Genomic DNA, 21,194 nt, shown 5'->3' on the forward strand with positions numbered 1-21,194 from the left:
TACGGTGGATCGCGATGAACACGACCACACCACACCCCGGTTGGATACGCCGACTGGTACACGCTTGCTGGCTTCACCGCCGCACAGCGATCGGCGCGCTCGCCGTGACGGTCGTGGCAGCAACCATCGACATTTCCTTCCCACTGCTCACTCGCTACGCACTCGATGCCGCGGACGAACAGAACGCCGGAAAAGTCATCACGCTGGCCGCCCTGGCGATCGCCGCGTTGGCGATCGTGCGCTTCGCCTGTCAGTACGGCCGCCGCATGTTTGCCGGTCGACTCTCGCTCAACGTTCAACATGACTTACGGCTCGCATTGCTCGGCTCGCTCCAGCGCCTCGACGGCCGCGGGCAGGACGAGATACGCACCGGCCAGGTTGTCTCGCGCTCGATTTCCGATCTCCAACTCGTCCAGGGTCTGCTCGCAATGGTTCCCATGTCGGCAGGCGCATTGCTGCAATTCGTACTGGCCATCGGGATCATGGCCTGGCTCTCTCCGCTGCTGACGCTCATCGCGCTGGCGATTATTCCGGCCGTCGGCCTGGTCGTCTTCCTGATGCGCCCGACGCTCTACGCCGCCACGTGGTCGGCCCAGCAACGCGCTGCCGATCTCGCCCAGCACGTCGAGGAAACCGTCACCGGAGTCCGCGTCGTCAAGGGGTTCGGCCAGGAAGAGCGGGCAATCGATCAGCTCGAGCAGCACAGCCGCACGCTTTACAGCGAACGGATGCGCGTCGCACGACTCAACTCCAAGTTCACTCCGACGATGGCGGCACTACCCCAACTCGGGCAGGTCGCCGTCATCGCGGTCGGCGGTTATCTCGCACTCCACGACCGAATCACCGTCGGAACGTTCCTCGCCTTCGCGACCTACATCGTGACCATGACCGGGGTGACCCGCACACTGTCCTCGGTGGTCGTGATGGCCCAACTCGCGCGCGCCGCAGTCGAACGGGTCTACGACGTCATCGGCGCGCAGCCCGACATCGCCGACCCGCCGCATCCCCTCGACCTCCCCGACGGTCCTCTCGGCGTCACGTTCGAGAACGTCACCTTCGGATTCGATTCCGACCGCCAAGTCCTGTCCGGATTCAACCTCCGTATCGAACCCGGCGAAACCGTCGCCGTTGTCGGCCCCTCCGGTTCCGGAAAGACTGCGCTTGCGCTCCTCCTCCCACGGTTCTACGCGCCCGAATCAGGCTCGATCCGGCTCGACGCAACAACGGAGTCACCACCGATCAGTGACCTTCGAAGCGATCAACTGCGCGCCGCGATCAGCCTCGCTTTCGACGAACCGTTTCTGTTCTCGGACACCATCGCGTCCAACATCGCGTTGGGTCGCAGCGACGCGTCCGACGACGACATCCGGGCCGCCGCGGCGATGGCGCATGCCGACGACTTCATCGAAGCGCTTCCCGACGGCTACGACACCGTCGTCGGTGAACGCGGTCTGACACTCTCCGGCGGCCAACGCCAACGCATCGCGCTTGCCCGAGCCCTCCTGGTGAACCCCCGGATACTGGTCCTCGACGACGCCACCTCCGCCGTGGACGCCGCAACCGAGGCCGCGATCTTCGACGCCTTTCGAGCCCGTCGCCGACAGACGACGCTGATCCTCGCGCACCGACGATCAACCCTCACACTCGCCGATCGGGTGGCAGTACTGGACGGCGGACGGATCATCGATTCGGGCACTGTGGACGAACTGGAATCCCGCTGCGCACTCTTTCGGACGCTGTTCTCGCCCCTCGGCGACACACCCGCGGACATCGACGGCAACGGCGCCCATCCCGAGCCTGAGAAGAACCATCACGAACCCACTTCCGAGCAGTTATGGCCGTCGGTATCGAACTCCGGGAATTCGAGCGTCGAATCCCCTCTCGCAATCACGCCGTCGTTGCAGGCTGCGGTCGATGCATTACCGCCGGCTCGGGAAGTTCCCACAATTGCAACCACGGGCCTGCGCGAATCCGATCCGGAGTTCTCCCTCCTACGCATCCTCCGGCCCGTCCGCTGGATCCTCCTGGCAGTAGTCGTAGCTCTGACACTCGACTCGGCTGCAACCATCGCGTTCCCGTCGCTGGTCCGTTACGCAATCGACCACGGGGTGGTCACCGAAAACCCCTCGACACTTGCCATCGCAGCGGTGCTCGGCGCCTTGCTGGTGGCAGTGGACTGGGTGATTGTCGCCGTGATGACTGTTCTGACCGCTCGTGCCGGTGAACGCGTTCTGTTCGGACTTCGCGTCCGCAGCTACGCACACCTTCAGAGACTCGGACTCGACTACTACGAACGCGAACTCTCCGGCCGCATCATGACGCGGATGACCACTGACGTCGACGCATTATCCACATTCATCCAAACCGGAATGTCGACGGCAATCGTGAGCGTCCTGACGGTCGGCGGTATCTCGATCGCGCTCCTGGTCACCGATGTGACTCTGGCGTTGGTCGCGCTGGCCGTGATTCCGCCGCTGATCGTCTCGACAGTGATCTTCCGCAAAATCTCCTCGGTGGCGTACACCCAATCTCGCGAGCGAATTTCCGTCGTCAATGCGGACTTCCAGGAGAACATCACGGGTTTGCGGGCATCCCAGGCCTACCGACGCGAAGAGGGCGCGGCTCGACGATTCGCGGAACGGTCCGAAAGCTATCGCCGATCACGAATGCGCTCGCAACGTGCGATCTCGTTGTACTTCCCGTTCATCGCCTTCCTCTCGGACATTGCGCTTGCAGGAGTCGTCTTCGTCGGGGCCCGGCAGGTAGCCGACGGTTCGACGTCGGTCGGTGTGCTCATCGCATTCGTTCTGTATCTGGGTTTGCTGTTCGGACCCATCCAGCAGCTTTCACAGGTGTTCGACGGTTACCAGCAGGCTAACGTCGGATTGAAGCGAATCGGCGATCTGCTCCGAACCCGGAGTTCCATCGAAACCGCCGACAGCAACAACCTCATCCCGCTGGAGGGACGCCTCCACGGTGACGTCCATCTGAGCGAGGTGGGCTTCCGGTACTCCGGCGCCGACGTCGACGCACTCACCGATGTCGAACTGCACATCCCCGCTGGGACGAGCGTCGCGCTCGTCGGTCGAACCGGCGCCGGAAAGTCCACCGTCGTCAAACTGCTGGCCCGGTTCTACGATCCGAGCAGCGGCTACGTCCGAGTCGACGGAACCGATATCCGGAACTTCCACCTCTCGCAGTTCCGCGGCCGACTGGGCGTCGTACCGCAAGAGGCTCATCTGTTCACCGGCACCGTTGCGGAAAACATCGCGTTCGGGAAGCCGGATGCCTCCCACGAACTCATCGAGCAAGCGGCCCGGTCCGTCGGTGCGCTGCAATCGATCGCCGCAATGCGCGGCGGCATGAATCATCCGGTCGGGGAACGCGGGCAAGGACTGTCCGCGGGACAGCGCCAACTCATCGCACTGGCACGCGCCGAGTTGGTCGATCCAGACATTCTGCTGCTCGACGAAGCGACAGCCACACTCGATCCCGCGACCGAACGGATGGTTCTCGAGGCAAGCCGGTCGGTCACCCGAAAACGGACCTCGGTCGTCGTTGCACATCGCCTGGCGACGGCTGCCCGTGCCGACCTGATTGTCGTAGTTGACCGGGGACGTATCGTTGAATGCGGCCCGCACGCGCGCCTGCGGTATGCCGGTGGTCACTACTCGCGACTCTGGGATGCATCGCAGGCACGCGAAGGGAATAATCTGTCAGCGAGAACTGTCATCGAAGGAAACCCCGTCGTGTGACAGTGAAGAGCAGATTTGTACGCCGAGAGGCGATGTGTGATCGCAAAATTGCACATCTCCGTGAGTCAGATCACAAATCGTGTGCCGGACATTTGCTTGTCACACGCTCGGGCTAATCTCATGTATATAGGCGCTCTGATCGGGTACCGAAATAGAAACGAGGCGAACACCTGCCGTGAGCAGCAGTTCTACATCCCAATTCGGACAGAACCAGTGGCTGGTTGACGAGATGTACCAACGCTTCCAGGACGATCCGTCGTCCGTGGATCCCAGTTGGCACGAATTCTTGACCGATTACTCGCCGGAGTCGGCGAATCCGGGTAGTGGAACGGCTGGAGGTGGAAACGGGACTGCCACAAACGGCAACGCGGCTGCACCCGCAGCTACGCTCGCTCCGCCGGCTGCTCCGAAATCCGCCCCGCCCGTCCCCCCGGCTCCGCCGAAGGCCGCGGCACCCGCGGCTCCTGCCCCCAAGGCAGCCGCACCCGCAGCCCCGGCCAAGGCTGCACCGGCCGCCCCGGTCAAGGCTGCACCGGCCGCCCCGGTCAAGGCTGCAACGGCCGCCCCGGTCAAGGCTGCACCGGCTGGTGGCGAAGAGTCCAAGGTTCTTCGCGGCGCAGCAGCAGCCGTCGTCAAGAACATGTCGGCGTCGCTCGAGATTCCGACGGCAACCAGCGTTCGTGCCATCCCCGCGAAGCTGATGTTCGACAACCGCATCGTCATCAACAACCACCTCGCGCGCACACGCGGCGGCAAGATCTCGTTCACCCACCTGCTGGGTTACGCGATCATCCAGGCCGTCAACGCCTTCCCGAACATGAACCGGCACTTCGCCGAGATCAACGGCAAGCCGAACGCGATCACACCCGAGCACACCAATCTCGGGCTCGCCATCGACCTTCCCGGCAAGGACGGCAGCCGCTCACTCGTAGTTGCTGCCATCCGCAACACCGAGTCGATGAACTTCGTGCAGTTCCACGCCGCGTACGAGGACGTCGTCCGCCGTGCACGTGAAGGCAAGCTCACCGGCGAAGACTTCACCGGTGTCACCATCTCACTGACCAACCCGGGCGGAATCGGAACGGTTCACTCCGTGCCGCGTCTGATGAAGGGTCAGGGCGCCATCATCGGTGCCGGCGCGATGGAATACCCCGCAGAATTCCAGGGTTCCAGCGACGAGAAGCTCGCCGAGATGGGCGTCGGCAAGCTCATGACGCTCACGTCGACCTACGATCACCGCATCATCCAGGGTGCCGAGTCGGGCGATTTCCTTCGCACGATCCACAACCTGCTGATCAGCGACGAGTTCTACGACGAGATCTTCCACGCGTTGAACAACCCGTACGAGCCGGTTCGTTGGCGCAAGGACGTGCCGGAAGGTGCAGTCGACAAGAACACCCGTGTTCTCGAGCTGATTGCCGCCTACCGCGACCGCGGTCACCTCATGGCAGACACGGACCCCTTGCAGTTCGTCAAGGACAAGTTCCGCAGCCACCCCGACCTCGACGTCATCAGCCACGGCCTGACGCTCTGGGACCTTGATCGTGAGTTCAAGGTCGGTGGCTTCCACGGCAAAGACAAGATGAAGCTGCGCGACGTGCTCAGCGTGCTGCGCGACGCGTACTGCCGCCACATCGGTGTCGAGTACACACACATTCTCGAGACGGATCAGCGCCAGTGGATCCAGGACCGCGTCGAGGCTCGTCACGCCAAGCCGACCGTTGCTCAGCAGAAGTACATCCTGAGCAAGCTCAACGCCGCCGAGGCTTTCGAGACGTTCCTTCAGACCAAGTACGTCGGCCAGAAGCGCTTCTCACTCGAGGGCGCCGAGACCGTCATTCCGATGATGGACGCCGTGATCGACCAGGCTGCCGAGCATCAGCTCGACGAGGTCGTCATCGGCATGCCGCACCGCGGCCGCCTGAACGTTCTGGCGAACATCGTCGGCAAGCCGTACTCGAAGATCTTCACCGAGTTCGAGGGCAACATGAACCCGGCTGCCGCTCACGGCTCCGGCGACGTGAAGTACCACCTCGGTGCAAGCGGAACGTACATCCAGATGTTCGGCGACAACGACATTGCAGTGTCGTTGACGGCCAACCCGTCGCACCTCGAGGCCGTCGACCCGGTTCTCGAAGGCCTGGTTCGCGCCAAGCAGGACATCCTCGACAAGGGCGAAGAGGGCTTCACCGTTCTCCCGCTCATGCTTCACGGTGACGCGGCATTCGCTGGTCAGGGTGTTGTTGCCGAGACTCTCAACCTGTCGCTGCTGCGCGGATACCGCACCGGCGGCACCGTCCACATCGTCGTGAACAACCAGGTCGGCTTCACCACCGCGCCTGAACATTCACGTTCGTCCGAGTACTGCACGGACGTCGCGAAGATGATCGCTTCGCCGATCTTCCACGTCAACGGCGACGACCCCGAAGCGTGTGTCTGGGTTGCTCAGATGGCTGTCGACTTCCGTGAGAAGTTCGGCAAGGACGTTGTCATCGACCTCATCTGCTACCGCCGTCGTGGACACAACGAGGGCGACGACCCCTCGATGACTCAGCCGGCGATGTACGACGTCATCGACACCAAGCGCAGCGTTCGTAAGAGCTACACCGAGTCCCTCATCGGCCGCGGTGACATCTCGCTCAAGGAAGCCGAAGACGCACTCCGCGACTACCAGGGCCAGCTCGAGCGGGTCTTCAACGAGGTTCGTGAGCTCGAGAAGTTCCAGCCCGAACCGTCGGAGTCCGTCGAACTCGACCAGACTCCCCCGGCTCGCCTCACCACGGCTGTCGCTCCCGAGGTTCTCGCACGCATCGGCGACGCGTTTGTCAACGTTCCGGAGGGCTTCACCACCCACCCGCGTGTCAAGCCTGTTGCAGAAAAGCGTCGCGAGATGTCCCGCGAGGGTCATGTCGACTGGGCGTTCGCCGAACTGCTCGCATTCGGCTCGTTGGCCGAACAGGGCGCACTGATCCGTCTTGCGGGTCAGGACTCCAAGCGTGGCACCTTCACGCAGCGTCACGCCGTGCTCATCGACCGTAAGAACGGCAACGAGTACAGCCCGATCGCCGAGATCGCAGCCAACGCCGACAACGGCGGCAAGTTCATGGTCTACGACTCCGCTCTCACCGAGTACGCAGGCCTGGGCTTCGAGTACGGCTACTCCGTCGGCAATCCGGATGCACTCGTGCTCTGGGAAGCGCAGTTCGGTGACTTCGTCAACGGCGCTCAGACCATCATCGACGAGTTCATCAGCTCGGGTGAAGCCAAGTGGGGCCAGCTCTCCGACGTCGTGCTGCTGCTGCCGCACGGCCACGAAGGCCAGGGCCCGGACCACACGTCCGGTCGTATCGAGCGTTTCCTTCAGCTGTGCGCCGAGGGCTCGATGACGGTTGCCGTTCCGTCCACGCCGGCAAGCTACTTCCACTTGCTGCGTCGCCATCACCTGGACGGCATCCGTCGTCCGCTGGTGGTCTTCACCCCCAAGTCGATGCTGCGCAACAAGGCTGCAGTCAGCAACATCGAAGACTTCACGACGGGCAAGTTCCGTTCGGTCTTCGAAGAGCCCAACATCGAGAGCGGCGAAGAGTCACGCGATCCGGTCAAGCGCGTTCTGATGGTCAGCGGCAAGCTGTACTGGGAACTGCTGGCCAAGAAGCACAAGGACAACCGCAACGACGTCGCGATCGTGCGCGTCGAGCAGCTGTACCCGGTGCCGAAGCGTCGTCTGAAGGAAACTCTGGACCGCTACCCGAACGCGACCGAGTTCCGCTGGGTCCAGGAAGAGCCGGCCAACCAGGGTGCCTGGCCGTTCCTCGGCCTGGCACTGCCGGAGATGCTGCCTGATACCTTGAGCGGCATCAAGCGCATTTCGCGTCGTTCGATGTCGGCGCCTTCCTCGGGTTCGAGCAAGGTGCACGCCGTTGAGCAGCAGGAAATCCTCGACGAGGCGTTCTTGCCGACCAACTGATTTCTCTGCAAGAAAAGGCCGGGCCCCACATTCCGAGAGGAGTGTGGGGCCCGGCCTTTTCTGTCACTACGTCAGGTTGTGCGCTGTGTCAGGTTGCACTCAGAGGAAGGTGATCCGCCACGGCAGTGAATCCGAGGGCAGCTCCGGCGAGTGCGGGTAGTGCTTGAACTGTGAGTTCGATGAGTTCTTCACGGGTGATGACGGGCGCCCGGAGCCAGCTGATGGTCGCCTCTTCCACGAAGGCTATCCAGCCGCGCACGGCAAGCTCCACTTGTGGGGTGCTGGTCAGTCCGATCTTGGGCAACTGTTCGAGTGTGCGCGCTGCCATGACGTCGCGGGTCTGCTCGAACACCTCACGCATCTGGGGGTCGCCGCTGGCAGTCCCCCGCAGCAACGAGACGTAGGTGTTTCGGTTCTCACTCACGTAGTCGACGTACGACGCCAGGACTGATCTCAGTGTCGTGATCGGATTGTCGGACGCAGTGGGCTCGGTTCGGCTCAGCATCTGCCCGCTGGTGTGCCGAACGATCGCCAGATGAAACTCGCTTTTCGACGCGAAGTAGTGGAACAGCAGGCCCCGGGAGACACCGGCCTGATCGGCAATATCTTCGACGGATATCTGTTCTAGTGGTCGCTGTGCCAACATACGAGCGCCGAGGTCGATCAGTTGAGCTCGGCGCTCATCGGGGCTCAGTCGCGTGCGCTTGGCTGCGTCCATGATTGACAGACTACTGAATACTGGTCAATAAGCTATTGACCGTTCCTCAATAAGGGCCTATCGTTCCCTACATGAGTCTCCCAGTTACAGATACTTCAGCATCTGCCGCGGACACGCGCTACGTCAACACACTGATCATCGGCAGCGGTTTCGCAGGCCTCGGTGCGGCGATCAAACTGGCCCAGGCCGGCATCACCGATTACGTCGTCGTCGAGCGCGGCAGCGATGTCGGCGGTACCTGGCGCGACAACAGCTATCCCGGGGCAGCCTGCGATGTGCCCTCGCATCTGTACTCCTACTCGTTTGCGCTCAATCCCGAGTGGACGCGCTCCTTCTCCACCCAGCCCGAGATCTACAAGTACATCCAATCCGTAGCCAACCGCTACAAGGTATTGGACAAGCACATTTTCGACTGCGACGTAGTCTCGGCCCGTTGGGACGAAGCATCGTCGCAGTGGCACGTCAGTACCACCAAGGGTGAGTTCGTCGCCAAGATTGTCGTCTCAGCCGTCGGCGCACTGTGTGAGCCGTCCCTGCCGGACATCAAGGGCATCGAAGGATTCAAGGGCGAGATCTTCCATTCCTCGCGGTGGAACCACGACGCCGATCTGACCGGCAAGCGCGTCGCCGTCATCGGCACGGGCGCGTCGGCAATCCAGATCGTGCCGGCAATCGGCAAGAAGGTCTCCCGTCTCGACGTGTACCAGCGCACCGCGCCGTGGATCCTGCCTCGTGCAGACCGCGAGTACACCAAGCTCGAGCACCTAGCTTTCAAGTACGTCCCCGGATTCCAGAAGCTGTGCCGCACGGGCATCTACTGGATGCGTGAGACGCAGGTTGTCGGACTCGCGAAAGCGCCGGTTTTCATGAAGCCTCTGCAGTTTGCTGCCGAGCGTCACCTCAAGGCCCAGATCAAGGACAAGGCGCTTCGCAAGAAGGTCACGCCCAACTTCCAGATCGGCTGCAAGCGCATGCTGATCTCCAACAACTACTTCCCGACTCTCGCCCAGGACAACGTCGATCTGGTGACCGAAGGCATCGAGGAAGTCACCGCCAACGGCATCGTGTCCAAAACGGGCACCACCCGTGAGATCGACGCGATCGTCGTGGCCACCGGCTTCCACGTCACCGACTCCCCCACCTTCGCCGGAATCTTCGGCAAGGACGGACGTTCGCTCGCCGAGGTCTTCGACGAGACCGGCATGCAGGGCTACAAGGGTGCCGCGGTTGCAAACTTCCCCAACATGTTCTTCCTCGTGGGCCCCAACACCGGCCTCGGCCACTCGTCCATGGTCTTCATGATCGAGTCACAGATCAATTACCTCGTCGACGCCATCGCCACCATCGACAAGTACGACATCGGCACCGTCGAGGTTCGCAAGGACAAGCAGGACAAGTACAACAAGGACCTGCAGGCTGCGATGTCCAAGAGCGTCTGGAGCAACGGCGGCTGCGCCAGCTGGTACATGGACAAGCATGGCAACAACACCACACTGTGGCCAGGCTTCACGTTCCAGTTCCGCAAGGCCACACAGTATTTCGACCTGGCGGCGTACCGTAGTGTCAGCACCTCGGACCTTCCGGCGGCCACCGGAACCACCATCACCTCCACGATCGACCTCGACGACGAGAAGGCAGTAGTACAGTGAGCGAATTTGTTGGCAAGGTTGTAGTCATCACCGGAGCAGGCTCGGGAATCGGCCGCGCACTCGCACTCAATCTGGCCGGCCAAGGTGCAAAATTGGCGATCTCCGACGTCGACGTAGTCGGCCTCGCCGAGACAGCTCGACTGGTGGAAGCCATTGGCGCAGAGGTCAAGTCCGATCACCTTGATGTCACTCAACGCGAAGCGGTCTTAGCCTATGCCGACGCGGTTGTCGCTCACTACGGCAAGGTCAACCAGATCTACAACAACGCGGGCATCGCTTACCATGGCACCTTCGAAAAGTCGGAATTCAAGGACTTCGAGCGGGTCATCGACGTCGACTTCTGGGGAGTTGTCAACGGCACCAAAGCATTCCTGCCGCACATCATCGCTTCGGGCGACGGTCATATCGTCAATGTGTCCAGCTTGTTCGGAATCCTGTCGATGCCGGGCCAAAGCGCCTACAACGCAGCCAAGTTCGCGGTACGCGGCTTCACCGAGTCGCTCCGTCAGGAAATGCTGATCGCGAAGCATCCGGTCAAGGTGACGTGTGTGCATCCCGGTGGAATCAAGACCGCCATTGCCCGCAACGCTACTGCGGGCCCCGGCGAAGATCTCGCTGCGTTCTCCGAATTCTTCGACCGTAAGCTCGCGCGAACCACCCCGGAAGACGCTGCCAAGACCATCGTCAATGGTGTCCGCAAGAGCAAGGCACGGGTCTTGATCGGCATGGACGCAATTGCGCTCGATGCCTGGGTACGGCTCATGGGTTCGGGTTACCAGCGCATCGTCGCCCTTGTGGCCGGCCGCGTGATGCCCAAGTCCAGCTAGAACTTTCACAGAAAACAGGAGCCCTGCCGGTGAGCACGTTCACTCTTCCGCTGCCCGTAGTCGCATTTTGCTGAAGCCGTATTTTCGCCTCGCTTTCAATTCGCGGCTGCCGTACCGGATTCAGAGAATCTTGCTCGAGGCCGGAGCTCCGCTGCAGCAAGTTCCGGCGGGCGCGGTAGTGCGCCCGCTGGAACTGGCCTGCCGACCCGCCGAAAAGATCACGGTGGGCGCAACCGAACGCCCGACGGCTGTCCTCTACCTGCACGGCGGCGCCTACACGTTGGGTTCCCCCAACACCCATCGATCTCTTGCCGCTCATCTCGCTCGCGAATCTTCCAGTGCTGTCTACACATTGGATTACCGACTGGCGCCGGAGAATCCGTATCCCGCGGCTCTCGACGACGCGGTCTCCGCCTACATGCAACTGGTCACCGAATTCGACTACGAACCGCAGCGTGTCGCCATCGCCGGCGACAGCGCCGGCGGCGGTTTGGCTGTGGCCACCGCGCTTCGATTGATCGAACGACACGGCGTACATCCCGGTGCACTCGCCTTGATCTCACCCTGGGTCGACCCCGGCGATCGCAGTGCCGGCAAGAAGGCCGACCTGGTGGTCAACACAGCCTGGTCGTTCGATGCCGCCGACGCCTACCTGGGAACCGGCGACCGCACCGATCCCGGATATGCACCCATGCACGGCAACCTCGAAATACTGCCGCCCACAAGAATTCACATCGGTTGCGAAGAAGTCCTGTATCCACAGGTAGTGGCTTTCACCGACAAACTTGTCGCCGCGGGCGTCGACGTTTCACTGGTCGAATACGCAAAATTGTGGCACGTCGCGCACGCACAGGCGTCGCTCGTCAAGGAAGCCGCAGATGCCGTGGCCGATCTCGGACAGTTCTTGGAATCGAAACTTGGTCACACCGAAGACAGTTCAACCGCATCAGCTGACGCGACGCCTCACTGACGGGTATCCCACCACGTTCGTGCAACGGCGCTAGCCGTAGCCTGACCACTTCTGACCTGCTCGATCATTGCCGCCAGGTCGGTTGTGGACAGCTCGCCCGCGACAACGCTCAACGCTTTGACAGCTGTATCGTCCAAGGCGCCGGCGCGAAAGAGCGGAACGACATTCTGTGCTGCCAGAACGTGATCGGCATCGGCCAGAACTGTGACGGAGTGGGACTGTGCGAGCGCCGACAGCGTTGTGGTTCCGAACGCCGTGGTTCCCAATGCTGCAGTCCCCGGCGCGTCAGCTGATTCAGAGACGTCGACGCGCGCAAAAGTGCAGTCCACGCCTTCTGCCAATTGTTCGGGCGCACGGTCTTCCACAAATCGCGGCGATACGACGGCAACGGTGTGGGCGCAGGACGGTGCGAATGCCTCGAGGGTTCGCACGCCGGTGGCCGCTGCCGAATCGCGTGCCAGTGCCACGACAGCTCTGTCTTCCGCGCTCGCGTAGTCGGATACCGAAAGACCCTCGGGCAGAGAACGACTCAGCGCCTCGAAGACGTCGTCGGCAGATCGGGCAGCATTCGCCGGGTCATAGTGAGCCAGCAACGAACCTGTGAATTCCGGCACCAACGTCACGCGGGCAGCATCGAGAGCTGCAAGTGATTCGCTTCGATCTCCCCCGAGCATTTCGACGCGGCTGGGCACCCCCGACGACGCGAGCACGGTTGCGTACACTTCCGCGAGCACAGAACTCTCCGGTGACGCCCCCGACGCGACCACAATCGTCTGTGAAGCGGCACTTCCCGCGCTCTCCGTCACGGAACTGCTGTCGGTGCACCCGCTCAGAATCGGCAGGACCAGCACTGCTGCAACAACAGTCGAAAACTTCGTGCGCACGCTCGCCACCGAAAACCTCACATTTCTTATCTCACTGATCGAAACCCATGTTGTGTCGGTACCTATCGTTACACTTGCCAGGCGATGCGCGGTAACCAGTCCTGATGTGGCCACTCGGTTGGCTGCGTCGCGACGGGAGTGGTTGTCGACGCCCGAAACACGGAAGGACGCCCATGCGCACCTCACGATTTCGTTCCAGCCGTCTGCTCGTAGCGGCGGCAACAGTTCTGTCACTCGCTGCTCTCACCGCGTGCGGCAGTAGCGACAGCAATTCCGATCCCAACACCATCGTTGTGGGATCCGCGAACTTCACGGAGTCGGAGACCATCGCCAATATCTATGCCGAGGCGCTGCGGGTCAACGGTTTCGACGTTTCGACTTCCTTCAACATCGGTAGTCGTGAGGCGTACATTCCGGCCTTGAAGGACGGGTCGATCACTCTCATCCCCGATTACACGGGCAATCTCCTGCAGTATCTCGATCCCACTGCGACCGCAACCAGTTCCGAGGATGTCCTGGCGGCGCTCCCGGCGGCTCTGGGCAGCGAACTGGTGATCACGACACCAGCCTCGGCACAAGACAAGGATGCCGTCGTCGTGACCAAGGAAACCGTAGACAAGTGGAATCTGAAGACCATTGCTGATCTTGCGCCTCACTCTGCGGAGGTCAAGTTCGGTGCTCCCGCGGAGTTCCAGGAGAGGCCCGCCGGGTTGCCCGGGTTGAAGGCCAACTACGGCCTCGACATCGCGGCCTCCAATTTTGTTCCGATCGCCGACGGCGGCGGCCCGACAACGGTCAAGGCTCTGGCGTCGGGCGACGTCACTGCAGCAAACATCTTCACCGCGTCGGCATCCATTCCGGCCAACAATTTTGTTGTTCTCGAAGACCCCAAGAACAACTTTCCGGCTCAGAATGTCGTGCCGGTCCTGCGAGCCTCGGCGTCCTCGGACAAGCTCGCGGCGGTTCTCGACGCAGTTTCGGCGAAACTGACCACCGAGGAACTGCTGGCGCTCAACGTGTCCGTGTCGGGTGATTCCAAGACGGAACCTGCTGCAGCAGCCAAGTCCTGGATAGCGGCGCAGGGCCTCGACAAGCCGGTCGCGTAGCCACGTGATCACCTTCGAGGGTGTCACGAAGCAGTATCCGGACGGCACCATTGCCGTAGATCGACTAGACCTCACCATCGAGGCCGAATCCTTCACGGTTTTTGTCGGCCCGTCCGGATGCGGCAAGACGACGTCCATGCGCATGATCAATCGCATGATCACTCCCACAGCGGGAAAGATCAGTGTCGACGGCCGCGACATCACGCAGACCGATGCCGTGAAGTTGCGACTCGGCATCGGGTACGTCATTCAGAATGCCGGGCTCCTTCCACATCGCACGGTTATCGACAATGTCGCGACCGTTCCCATGCTTCGGGGTGAATCTCGTCGCGCCGCACGCAAAGCCGCGCTCGGTGTCCTGGAACGGGTGGGGCTGGATCTCTCACTCGCCACGCGTTATCCGGGCCAGCTGTCCGGCGGACAGCAGCAACGGGTGGGGGTGGCTCGTGCTCTTGCTGCCGATCCCCCGATTCTGTTGATGGACGAACCGTTCAGCGCAGTCGATCCGGTGGTCCGCGAGGATCTGCAAACCGAGATGCTCAGGTTGCAGAGTGAATTGAAGAAAACCATCGTCTTTGTCACCCACGACATCGACGAGGCCGTCAAACTCGGCGATCACATCGCTGTATTCGGTCCCGGTGGGCGTCTCCAACAGGTTGCTGGGCCGCGTGACGTTCTGGCCGCTCCGGCTACGGATTTTGTGGCTGGATTTGTCGGGCGCGATCGCGGCTACCGCGGATTGTCGTTCCGCGCTGCCGACGAAGTGCCGGTGCATTCCGTCCGCACTGCCACCGAGAACGAATTGAAGTCTCTGCGACTCGAATTGGGCGAATGGGTACTTGTCGTCACCGATTCCGGCGTACCGAAAGGATGGATTGACGTCACCGGTGTCGAGGGACTGCGTGCGGGACGGACACTGGCCCAGTCGACGTCGGCGGGCGGCTCCCTGTTTGCACCCGGCGGCGACCTCCGTCAGGCTCTCGACGCGGCAATCTCGTCCCCGTCCGGGATCGGGGTTGCCGTTGATGCCGACGGCGCGGTCATCGGCGGAATTCTCGGCTCCGAAGTGGTGTCCAAATTGGCCGAGCAACGCCGACGCGAAGACGAAGAACGCAACCGAGTCGCGTTCACCGAGGGATTCGGGGCGTAGGCGGAATGCGCTGGCTCATCGACAATTTTTCGACGGTCGTCGACTACTCCGAAACTCACCTGTATCTGGCGCTGCTCCCCCTGCTGATCGGCTTGATCATCGCGATTCCCGTCGGAACCGTGATCCGCAATATCAAGTGGCTGCGCCGAATCACGTTGACCCTGGCGAGTATTGCCTTCACGATTCCCTCACTCGCGCTGTTCGTCACGATCCCCCAGGTCTTCGGCCTCAAGACTCTCGATCCGCTCAATGTCGTGATCGCACTGAGCGTGTACTCCACGGCACTGCTCATTCGAGCTGTCCCGGAGGCCTTGGATTCGGTGCCGGCCAGCGTGATCGACGCATCCATTGCCGTCGGGTTCACACCGCTGCGACGAGCCTTGACCGTCGAACTGCCCTTGGCGCTTCCGGTGATGATCGCAAACATCAGAGTGATTGCGGTGACCAACATTTCACTGGTTTCGGTGGGGTCACTGATCGGGATCGGCGGTCTGGGTGTTCTGTTCAAACAGGGTTACGACCGCGATTATCCCGATCAGATCATTGCCGGCATCATCGCGATTGTCGTCTTGGCTCTGGCTCTCGATCTGATCCTGTATCTGGTCGGCAGAGGATTGACTCCGTGGACCAGAACAACGTCCGCCGCACCGGTACCCGCAATCATCGCAGCCGAGGGAGAGCCGGTATGAGTATCTTCACCGGCGCGTGGGATTACATAGTCGATCCCGCGAATTGGAGTGGCGCCACCGGAATCGGTACCCGCATACTGCAGCACCTCTGGTACAGCGTGCTGGCGGTTGCCCTGTCAGCAGTGATCGCAGTACCCGTCGGACTGATCATCGGGCACCTACGCCGCGGCCAGATCGTTGTCGTCAGCCTCGTCAACGCACTTCGATCAATCCCCACGCTGGGACTGCTGACATTCCTGGTCCTGCTGATGGGGCTCGGCGTGATGCCGCCGATCCTCGCGCTGGTCATTCTCGGCATTCCGCCACTACTCGCGGGAATTTATGCCGGGATCGCGAACGTCGACAGCGACGTCGTAGAGGCCGCGCGAGCAGTCGGAATGACTGAACTGCAGGTGCTATTCCGTGTCGAAATTCCGAATGCCCTGCCGCTGATTCTGGGTGGGTTGCGCAATGCCACCCTGCAGGTCATCGCCACCGCGACGGTTGCCGCGTACGTCAATCTCGGGGGCCTCGGCCGGTACATCTTCGACGGGATCGCGCTCTACAAATACGACCGTGTCATGGTCGGGGCAATACTGGTCGCTGTGCTGGCACTCGTCGTCGACGGCCTTCTTGCACTTGTCGTGTGGGCGTCCGTTCCGGGAACCGGGCGACTGCGTCGTACGCCGGATCTCGCGCGGTTGTAACCACCCAACGTAAAAACCCCGATCGGCAGCCGAAGTGTGCGGGCTGTCGATCGGGGTTTCCGTAGTCCCTCTTAGCTGGTCACGCCCTCAGCATGCGCTGCGGCCGCGACGGCTGCCGCTACTGCGGGAGCCACGCGAGGGTCGAGTGGGCTGGGGACGATCTTGTCCACGGCCAACTCGTCGCCGACCACCGACAGGATCGCCTCGGCGGCAGCAAGTTTCATACCTTCGGTGATGCGACGGGCTCCGGCGTCGAGCGCGCCGCGGAAAACGCCGGGGAAGGCAAGGACGTTGTTGATCTGGTTCGGGAAATCACTGCGGCCCGTTGCGACGATGGCCGCGTACTTGGCTGCGGTCTCCGGGTGGATTTCCGGGTCCGGGTTGGACAGTGCAAAGACGATCGAATCGGCAGCCATGGAAGCGATGAACTCTTCCGGGATCTTGCCGGCCGAAACGCCGAGGAAGACATCGGCGCCTTCGAGAGCACCGGCGGCGCCGCCGTGCACCTCACGGGGGTTGGTACGAGCAGCCAACTCGGCCTTGATGTCGTTGAGGTCATTACGCTCGTTCGAGATGATTCCCTTGGAATCAAGCACGATGACATCCTTGATGCCCGCGGCCAGCAGAATGTTCGCGCAGGCAACGCCGGCTGCACCAGCGCCGGAGATAACGATCTTCAGCGCGGTGATGTCGCGGTCCTGGACCTTGACAGCGCCCATGAGCGCGGCCAGCACCACGATCGCGGTGCCGTGCTGATCGTCATGCATGACGGGGCAATCGAGAGCCTCGATGACGCGCTTCTCGATCTCGAAGCAACGCGGTGCCGAGATGTCCTCGAGGTTGACGGCGCCGAAGCTCGGCCGCAGACGGATGAGAGTCTCGACGATCTCGTCGGGGTCCGTGGTGTCGAGGACGAGCGGGATGGAGTTGAGTCCGGCAAAGGTCTTGAACAGTGCGGACTTGCCCTCCATGACGGGCAGCGACGCGCGGGGGCCGATGTCGCCGAGACCGAGGACCGCGGTGCCGTCACTGACAACCACGACGAGTCGGTTGGTCCAGGTGTACTTGTCCACGAGGGACGCGTCGGCGGCGATAGCGCGGCTCACCTGGGCGACGCCCGGCGTGTACGCGATGGACAGTGCGCGCTGCGTATCGAGCGGCGCGGTGGTCTCGACAGAGAGCTTGCCACCGACGTGAGCGGCAAAGATTTCTTCGTCGGTCAGCTCGACCTTGGGTACGTTGATGGCTTCAGTCACAAGGGACACAATGACACTCCTGATTAGTCCAGCCGCATTCGGGTCTGGGTTACTGGGAAGTAACGATTCGACCGTGTAAACGGGACGTTAACAAAGGTCGGAGAACGTTTCTTCCGCAAACGACTACAGAGAAGGCAGAGCATTCGGGGTGCGTGAGAAGTTGGCCGCATTACATCCGAAGCGTCATGGTGTTGGGCGGGTGAGCCCTGGCAGATCCATGCAATCTCGGTTCCTCGAAACAAGTCGAGACAACCGGTACCTCGTGGCCGGGCTGTGGCGCCGCCTACGAAGCCCCTCCAGTTTGCCACTTGTTCCGGAACACAATCAAATCCCGATTTCGATCGATGCGCTTTTCAGCCCCACCACTGCGTCACCAGTAGCGCCCCGGCCGTCACCAGTACGACGACAGACGCTGCGACCGCACTGATCCCGCGCCGACGGTCACAGATGATTTGCGCAGCCACTGCCACTACTGACGCAACAATGTGTGCGGTGATCGACGCCGATCCCGGCCCGGGGAATCCTCGACTACTTCCCAGATAGGCCGACGCGGCCACGACGATGGTGAGGACCACGATCCCCGCCGCCACAGTGCCACTGAGTGCGCGGAGACCACGGATCAGAGCCCACTGCTTGTCGGAATCGTCGTAACTGTCGTAGTCGTCGTAGTCGTACGTGTCGTAGTCGTACTTATCATCACCGTACGGTTCGTACCCACCCTCGCCGTGCGAGCTATACCCGTCGCTACTTTTGTCATCGTCACGCTCCCACGATGAATCCGCGGACCGACTCCGCAATGAGTTGAACAGCAATGGCAGCGAGCAACAAACCGGCGATACGAGCCAGCAACGAGATTCCACCGACACCGAGAACACGAATCAGTACCGTCGAGAATCGTAGAACGATGAACAGTACGAAGTGAATGGAGAGGATCGCCAAGGCGATTGCAAGATACGACGCCGCCTCCCCGTTGGCCTGAGCGACGAAGACGATGACAGCGGCAATTGCGCCGGGGCCCGCCATCATGGGAGTTCCCAACGGCACCAAGGCCACATTGACGTCGTCGGCACCCTCCGGGCGATTCGACGACTTGCCCGTCAGTAGTTCGAGAGCGATCAGCAGAAGCAGCAATCCACCGGCGCCCTGCAGTGCCGGGATGCCGATGTGCAGATAGCTGAGGATCGCTTGCCCACCGACTGCGAAGACGGAAATGACGGCGAGTGAAACTGCTGGGGCTTGCCAGGCCGCGCGGTTGCGGTCTTCCCGGCTCTTGCGCCCAACCAGGGACAGAAACACCGGAATGACACCGGGCGGGTCCATGATGACAAACAATGTGATGAATACGGTGAGGTACAGCGTGGTATCGAGCATCAGCGCGTAAGCACCTCGACGCCAGTTGCCACCGAAATCAGTTTCTCGAACTCTGCCTCGTCGGTGAGTTCGTCGCCGAGGCCGATCGTCTTGTTTTCACCGTGATAGTCGGACGATCCGGTGACTGCGAGCCCGAGGTCGTCAGCTAGACGGCGGAGTACGGCGCGGTCCTCGCTGCGATGGTCCGGGTGGTCTACTTCGAGGCCACCGAGGCCCAACCCGGCAAGGTCGCGAATGTGATCGACTGCGAGGACACCGCCGCGTGAGCGTGCACGTCCGTGAGCGAGCACGGTCACGCCACCGGCTGCGGCCACCAATTCGACGGCATATTCGATCGGTGTGTCGTATTTGGGGACGTCGTAGCGCCCACGAGTGGACAGCAGATCGGTGAATGCTTCCCCGATACTGGAGACCACTCCGGCTTTCAACAGCGCCGCAGCGATATGGGGACGACCGACGGAAGGCCCGGCGTCCGCCAAAATTTGGTCGGGATCGATGGGCAAGCCGTCGCGAGCCATGAGGGAGGCCATTACCCGAATTCGCTCGACGCGCTCACCACGCAACCGTTCGCGTTCTTTCGCGAACTCGGGGTGCGTTGGGTCGAACAGGTACGACAACAGATGGACCGCTACCGGCCAGCCGCTTTCGCCGCGTCCTTCACAAGACATTTCCATGCCGCGAACCAGACTGAGCCCGGCCGGCAGTGCGTCTGCCGCTTCCGTCCAGCCGGCGGTGGTGTCGTGGTCGGTGAGGGCGACGACGTCGAGTCCGGCGTCGCGGGCGGCGTGCACGAGAGCGGCGGGGGTGTCCGTGCCGTCGGATGCATTGGAATGGGTGTGAAGGTCTATTCGCACCGCTACAGTCTGTCAGCAATCCGCGTGATCATCACGGTCCGGTGGCACCGGCGGATGCTGACGTACGATTGCGCCGCAGCAGCAGTGCAATTCGCCTGTCGCGAAGGGAGCCCCGCATGCCGTCACTACCTAGTTGGCCGAACGGCAAATCGCGGCAGACCCCTACCCCGAGGATCCCGATTCCCGCCGCGCGCGCCATCGTGGACTGCGCGGTCTACGTCGAGGGCGCCCGGCTTCCCGGAAAATACACGCACAGCGCCGCACTCGCGGAAGTCCGCAAGCGCGGCGACGGCTTCGTCTGGGTAGGCATGCATGCACCCGACGAGCATCAAATGCAAGATGTGGCAGAAACTTTCGGCCTTCACGAGCTCATGGTCGAAGATGCCGTCCACGCGCACCAGCGACCGAAACTCGAGCGCTACGACGACGTCATGTTCCTGGTCCTCCGAACTGTGGTGTACGTCCCGCACGAGTCGGTCGAGACAGCCAACGAGATCGTCGAGACCGGCGAGATCATGGTTTTTGTCGGACCCGATTTTGTGGTCACAGTCCGCCACGGCGATCATTCCGAACTTGCGAGTGTCCGGCGCTCGCTCGAACAGGTACCCGAGCGACTCGCCATGGGTCCGTGGTCCGTCCTGCACGCCATCACCGACCATGTTGTCGACACCTACCTGTCGGTGACCCAACTGGTGGAGCAGGACGTCGACGGCATGGAAGAGTTGGTGTTCAGCCCCCAGAACTCTGTCGCAGTGGAACACATCTATCTACTCAAACGAGAAATCGTGGAGCTTCGACGGTCGGTCACGCCGCTTGGCTTGCCACTGCTGCAACTCACTCAACCTGCCGGCGGGTTGGTTCCCAAAGAGATCCGACGCTACTTCCGTGACGTCCGTGACCACCACACCAACGTTTCCGAACGCATCTCGGAGTACGACGAGGTTCTCAGTTCTCTGGTCGATGCTGCCCTGGCAAAAATTGCGGTGCAGCAGAACACCGACATGCGCAAGATTTCGTCCTGGGTCGCGATTGCCGCGGTGCCGACCGGAATTGCCGGTATCTACGGCATGAATTTCGAGAACATGCCGGAACTGAGTTCCCAGTACGGATATCCCATGGTGCTGGCATTTATCGCATCGGTGTGCGTTGGCCTGTTTTTCCTCTTCCGCCGCAACAATTGGCTCTGAAGCCTGTACTTGGGCGCGCCGCCAGCGGACAATAGATGTGGGTGGCGACTTTTTTGCGGCTACCCGAAATTCCCTTCGCATCGATCAATGAAGACCCGAAATTAACCTTGCCACAAGCAAATTCG

Annotated in this window: 15 protein-coding genes and 1 pseudogene; 10 read left to right on the plus strand and 6 right to left on the minus strand. The window is 61.8% G+C overall.

Going from position 1 to position 21,194, the window contains the following annotated elements; genetic code table 11:
• Positions 1-14 precede the first annotated feature (14 nt).
• Positions 15-3,755 (plus strand): ABC transporter ATP-binding protein, encoded by a 3,741-nt coding sequence (locus BDB13_RS25310; protein WP_094274220.1) that lies wholly within the window; start codon positions 15-17, stop codon positions 3,753-3,755.
• 175 nt (positions 3,756-3,930) lie between these two features.
• A complete protein-coding gene (locus BDB13_RS25315; protein WP_094274221.1) occupies positions 3,931-7,722 on the plus strand; it encodes a multifunctional oxoglutarate decarboxylase/oxoglutarate dehydrogenase thiamine pyrophosphate-binding subunit/dihydrolipoyllysine-residue succinyltransferase subunit in 3,792 nt (1,263 codons plus the stop codon).
• An 88-nt stretch (positions 7,723-7,810) separates the two neighbouring features.
• Here BDB13_RS25315 and BDB13_RS25320 read toward each other — a convergent pair whose 3' ends face one another.
• Entirely contained in the window at positions 7,811-8,440 is a 630-nt protein-coding gene (locus tag BDB13_RS25320) for a TetR/AcrR family transcriptional regulator (RefSeq protein ID WP_094274222.1), read from the minus strand.
• Between the two features lie 71 nt (positions 8,441-8,511).
• Between BDB13_RS25320 and BDB13_RS25325 the strand changes: the two genes are divergently transcribed.
• The 3 genes and pseudogenes from BDB13_RS25325 (at position 8,512) to BDB13_RS25335 (ending at position 11,886) form a co-directional block, all read left to right on the plus strand.
• Complete coding sequence (locus BDB13_RS25325; protein WP_094274223.1) at positions 8,512-10,089, plus strand: flavin-containing monooxygenase; 1,578 nt, start codon at positions 8,512-8,514, stop codon at positions 10,087-10,089.
• Positions 10,086-10,916: an SDR family NAD(P)-dependent oxidoreductase gene (locus BDB13_RS25330; protein WP_094274224.1), complete on the plus strand. Its 831-nt coding sequence runs from the start codon at positions 10,086-10,088 to the stop codon at positions 10,914-10,916. The genes BDB13_RS25325 and BDB13_RS25330 overlap by 4 nt, the downstream gene beginning before the upstream one ends.
• A gap of 29 nt (positions 10,917-10,945) precedes the next feature.
• Positions 10,946-11,886: pseudogene (locus tag BDB13_RS25335) on the plus strand (alpha/beta hydrolase).
• Here the strand turns inward: BDB13_RS25335 and BDB13_RS25340 are convergent.
• The gene (locus tag BDB13_RS25340; protein ID WP_254922952.1) at positions 11,880-12,770 is read right to left on the minus strand and encodes an ABC transporter substrate-binding protein; all 891 of its coding nucleotides are present in this window, start codon (positions 12,768-12,770) and stop codon (positions 11,880-11,882) included. The pseudogene BDB13_RS25335 and the gene BDB13_RS25340 sit on opposite strands and share 7 nt — an antisense overlap.
• A 173-nt stretch (positions 12,771-12,943) precedes the next feature.
• On the opposite strand from BDB13_RS25340, the gene BDB13_RS25345 reads away from it, so the two are divergent.
• Genes BDB13_RS25345 through BDB13_RS25360 form a run of 4 tightly spaced genes read left to right on the plus strand, consistent with a single transcriptional unit; the run spans position 12,944 to position 16,401 of the window.
• On the plus strand, positions 12,944-13,876 hold the full coding sequence (locus BDB13_RS25345; protein ID WP_094274226.1) for an ABC transporter substrate-binding protein: 933 nt from the start codon (positions 12,944-12,946) through the stop codon (positions 13,874-13,876).
• A gap of 4 nt (positions 13,877-13,880) precedes the next feature.
• The gene (locus tag BDB13_RS25350) at positions 13,881-15,026 is read left to right on the plus strand and encodes an ABC transporter ATP-binding protein (RefSeq protein WP_094274227.1); all 1,146 of its coding nucleotides are present in this window, start codon (positions 13,881-13,883) and stop codon (positions 15,024-15,026) included.
• Positions 15,027-15,031: 5 nt separating this feature from the next.
• Entirely contained in the window at positions 15,032-15,715 is a 684-nt protein-coding gene (locus BDB13_RS25355) for an ABC transporter permease (RefSeq protein WP_094274228.1), read from the plus strand.
• The gene (locus BDB13_RS25360; protein ID WP_094274229.1) at positions 15,712-16,401 is read left to right on the plus strand and encodes an ABC transporter permease; all 690 of its coding nucleotides are present in this window, start codon (positions 15,712-15,714) and stop codon (positions 16,399-16,401) included. Before BDB13_RS25355 ends, BDB13_RS25360 begins: the two co-directional genes overlap by 4 nt.
• A gap of 71 nt (positions 16,402-16,472) precedes the next feature.
• On the opposite strand, the gene BDB13_RS25365 is transcribed toward BDB13_RS25360, so the two are convergent.
• The 4 genes from BDB13_RS25365 to BDB13_RS25380 all read right to left on the minus strand — a co-directional run bounded on the left by BDB13_RS25365 (position 16,473) and on the right by BDB13_RS25380 (position 19,882).
• Positions 16,473-17,666: an NAD(P)-dependent malic enzyme gene (locus BDB13_RS25365; RefSeq protein ID WP_094274230.1), complete on the minus strand. Its 1,194-nt coding sequence runs from the start codon at positions 17,664-17,666 to the stop codon at positions 16,473-16,475.
• A 344-nt stretch (positions 17,667-18,010) separates the two neighbouring features.
• Positions 18,011-18,454: a hypothetical protein gene (locus BDB13_RS33140; RefSeq protein WP_254922953.1), complete on the minus strand. Its 444-nt coding sequence runs from the start codon at positions 18,452-18,454 to the stop codon at positions 18,011-18,013.
• Complete coding sequence (locus BDB13_RS25375) at positions 18,417-19,028, minus strand: MarC family protein (RefSeq protein ID WP_094274231.1); 612 nt, start codon at positions 19,026-19,028, stop codon at positions 18,417-18,419. The genes BDB13_RS33140 and BDB13_RS25375 overlap by 38 nt, the downstream gene beginning before the upstream one ends.
• The gene (locus tag BDB13_RS25380) at positions 19,028-19,882 is read right to left on the minus strand and encodes a PHP domain-containing protein (RefSeq protein ID WP_094274232.1); all 855 of its coding nucleotides are present in this window, start codon (positions 19,880-19,882) and stop codon (positions 19,028-19,030) included. The genes BDB13_RS25375 and BDB13_RS25380 overlap by 1 nt, the downstream gene beginning before the upstream one ends.
• Before the next feature lie 116 nt (positions 19,883-19,998).
• Here BDB13_RS25380 and BDB13_RS25385 point away from each other — a divergent pair, with 116 nt between their 5' ends.
• Positions 19,999-21,069, plus strand: coding sequence for a magnesium and cobalt transport protein CorA (locus BDB13_RS25385; RefSeq protein ID WP_094274233.1), 1,071 nt, complete (start codon positions 19,999-20,001; stop codon positions 21,067-21,069).
• Positions 21,070-21,194 lie beyond the last annotated feature (125 nt).

Source organism: Rhodococcus sp. OK302, assembly GCF_002245895.1.
Classification (GTDB): domain Bacteria; phylum Actinomycetota; class Actinomycetes; order Mycobacteriales; family Mycobacteriaceae; genus Rhodococcus_F.

Bases quoted from the DNA above. Each gene is read 5' to 3' on its own strand.
- BDB13_RS25310 (WP_094274220.1), top strand. From the start codon at position 15: ATGAACACGACCACACCACACCCCGGTTGGATACGCCGACTGGTACAC.
- BDB13_RS25320 (WP_094274222.1), bottom strand. From the start codon at position 8,440: ATGGACGCAGCCAAGCGCACGCGACTGAGCCCCGATGAGCGCCGAGCT.
- BDB13_RS25325 (WP_094274223.1), top strand. From the start codon at position 8,512: ATGAGTCTCCCAGTTACAGATACTTCAGCATCTGCCGCGGACACGCGC.
- BDB13_RS25345 (WP_094274226.1), top strand. From the start codon at position 12,944: ATGCGCACCTCACGATTTCGTTCCAGCCGTCTGCTCGTAGCGGCGGCA.
- BDB13_RS25355 (WP_094274228.1), top strand. From the start codon at position 15,032: ATGCGCTGGCTCATCGACAATTTTTCGACGGTCGTCGACTACTCCGAA.
- BDB13_RS25360 (WP_094274229.1), top strand. From the start codon at position 15,712: ATGAGTATCTTCACCGGCGCGTGGGATTACATAGTCGATCCCGCGAAT.
- BDB13_RS25375 (WP_094274231.1), bottom strand. From the start codon at position 19,028: ATGCTCGATACCACGCTGTACCTCACCGTATTCATCACATTGTTTGTC.
- BDB13_RS25385 (WP_094274233.1), top strand. From the start codon at position 19,999: ATGCCGTCACTACCTAGTTGGCCGAACGGCAAATCGCGGCAGACCCCT.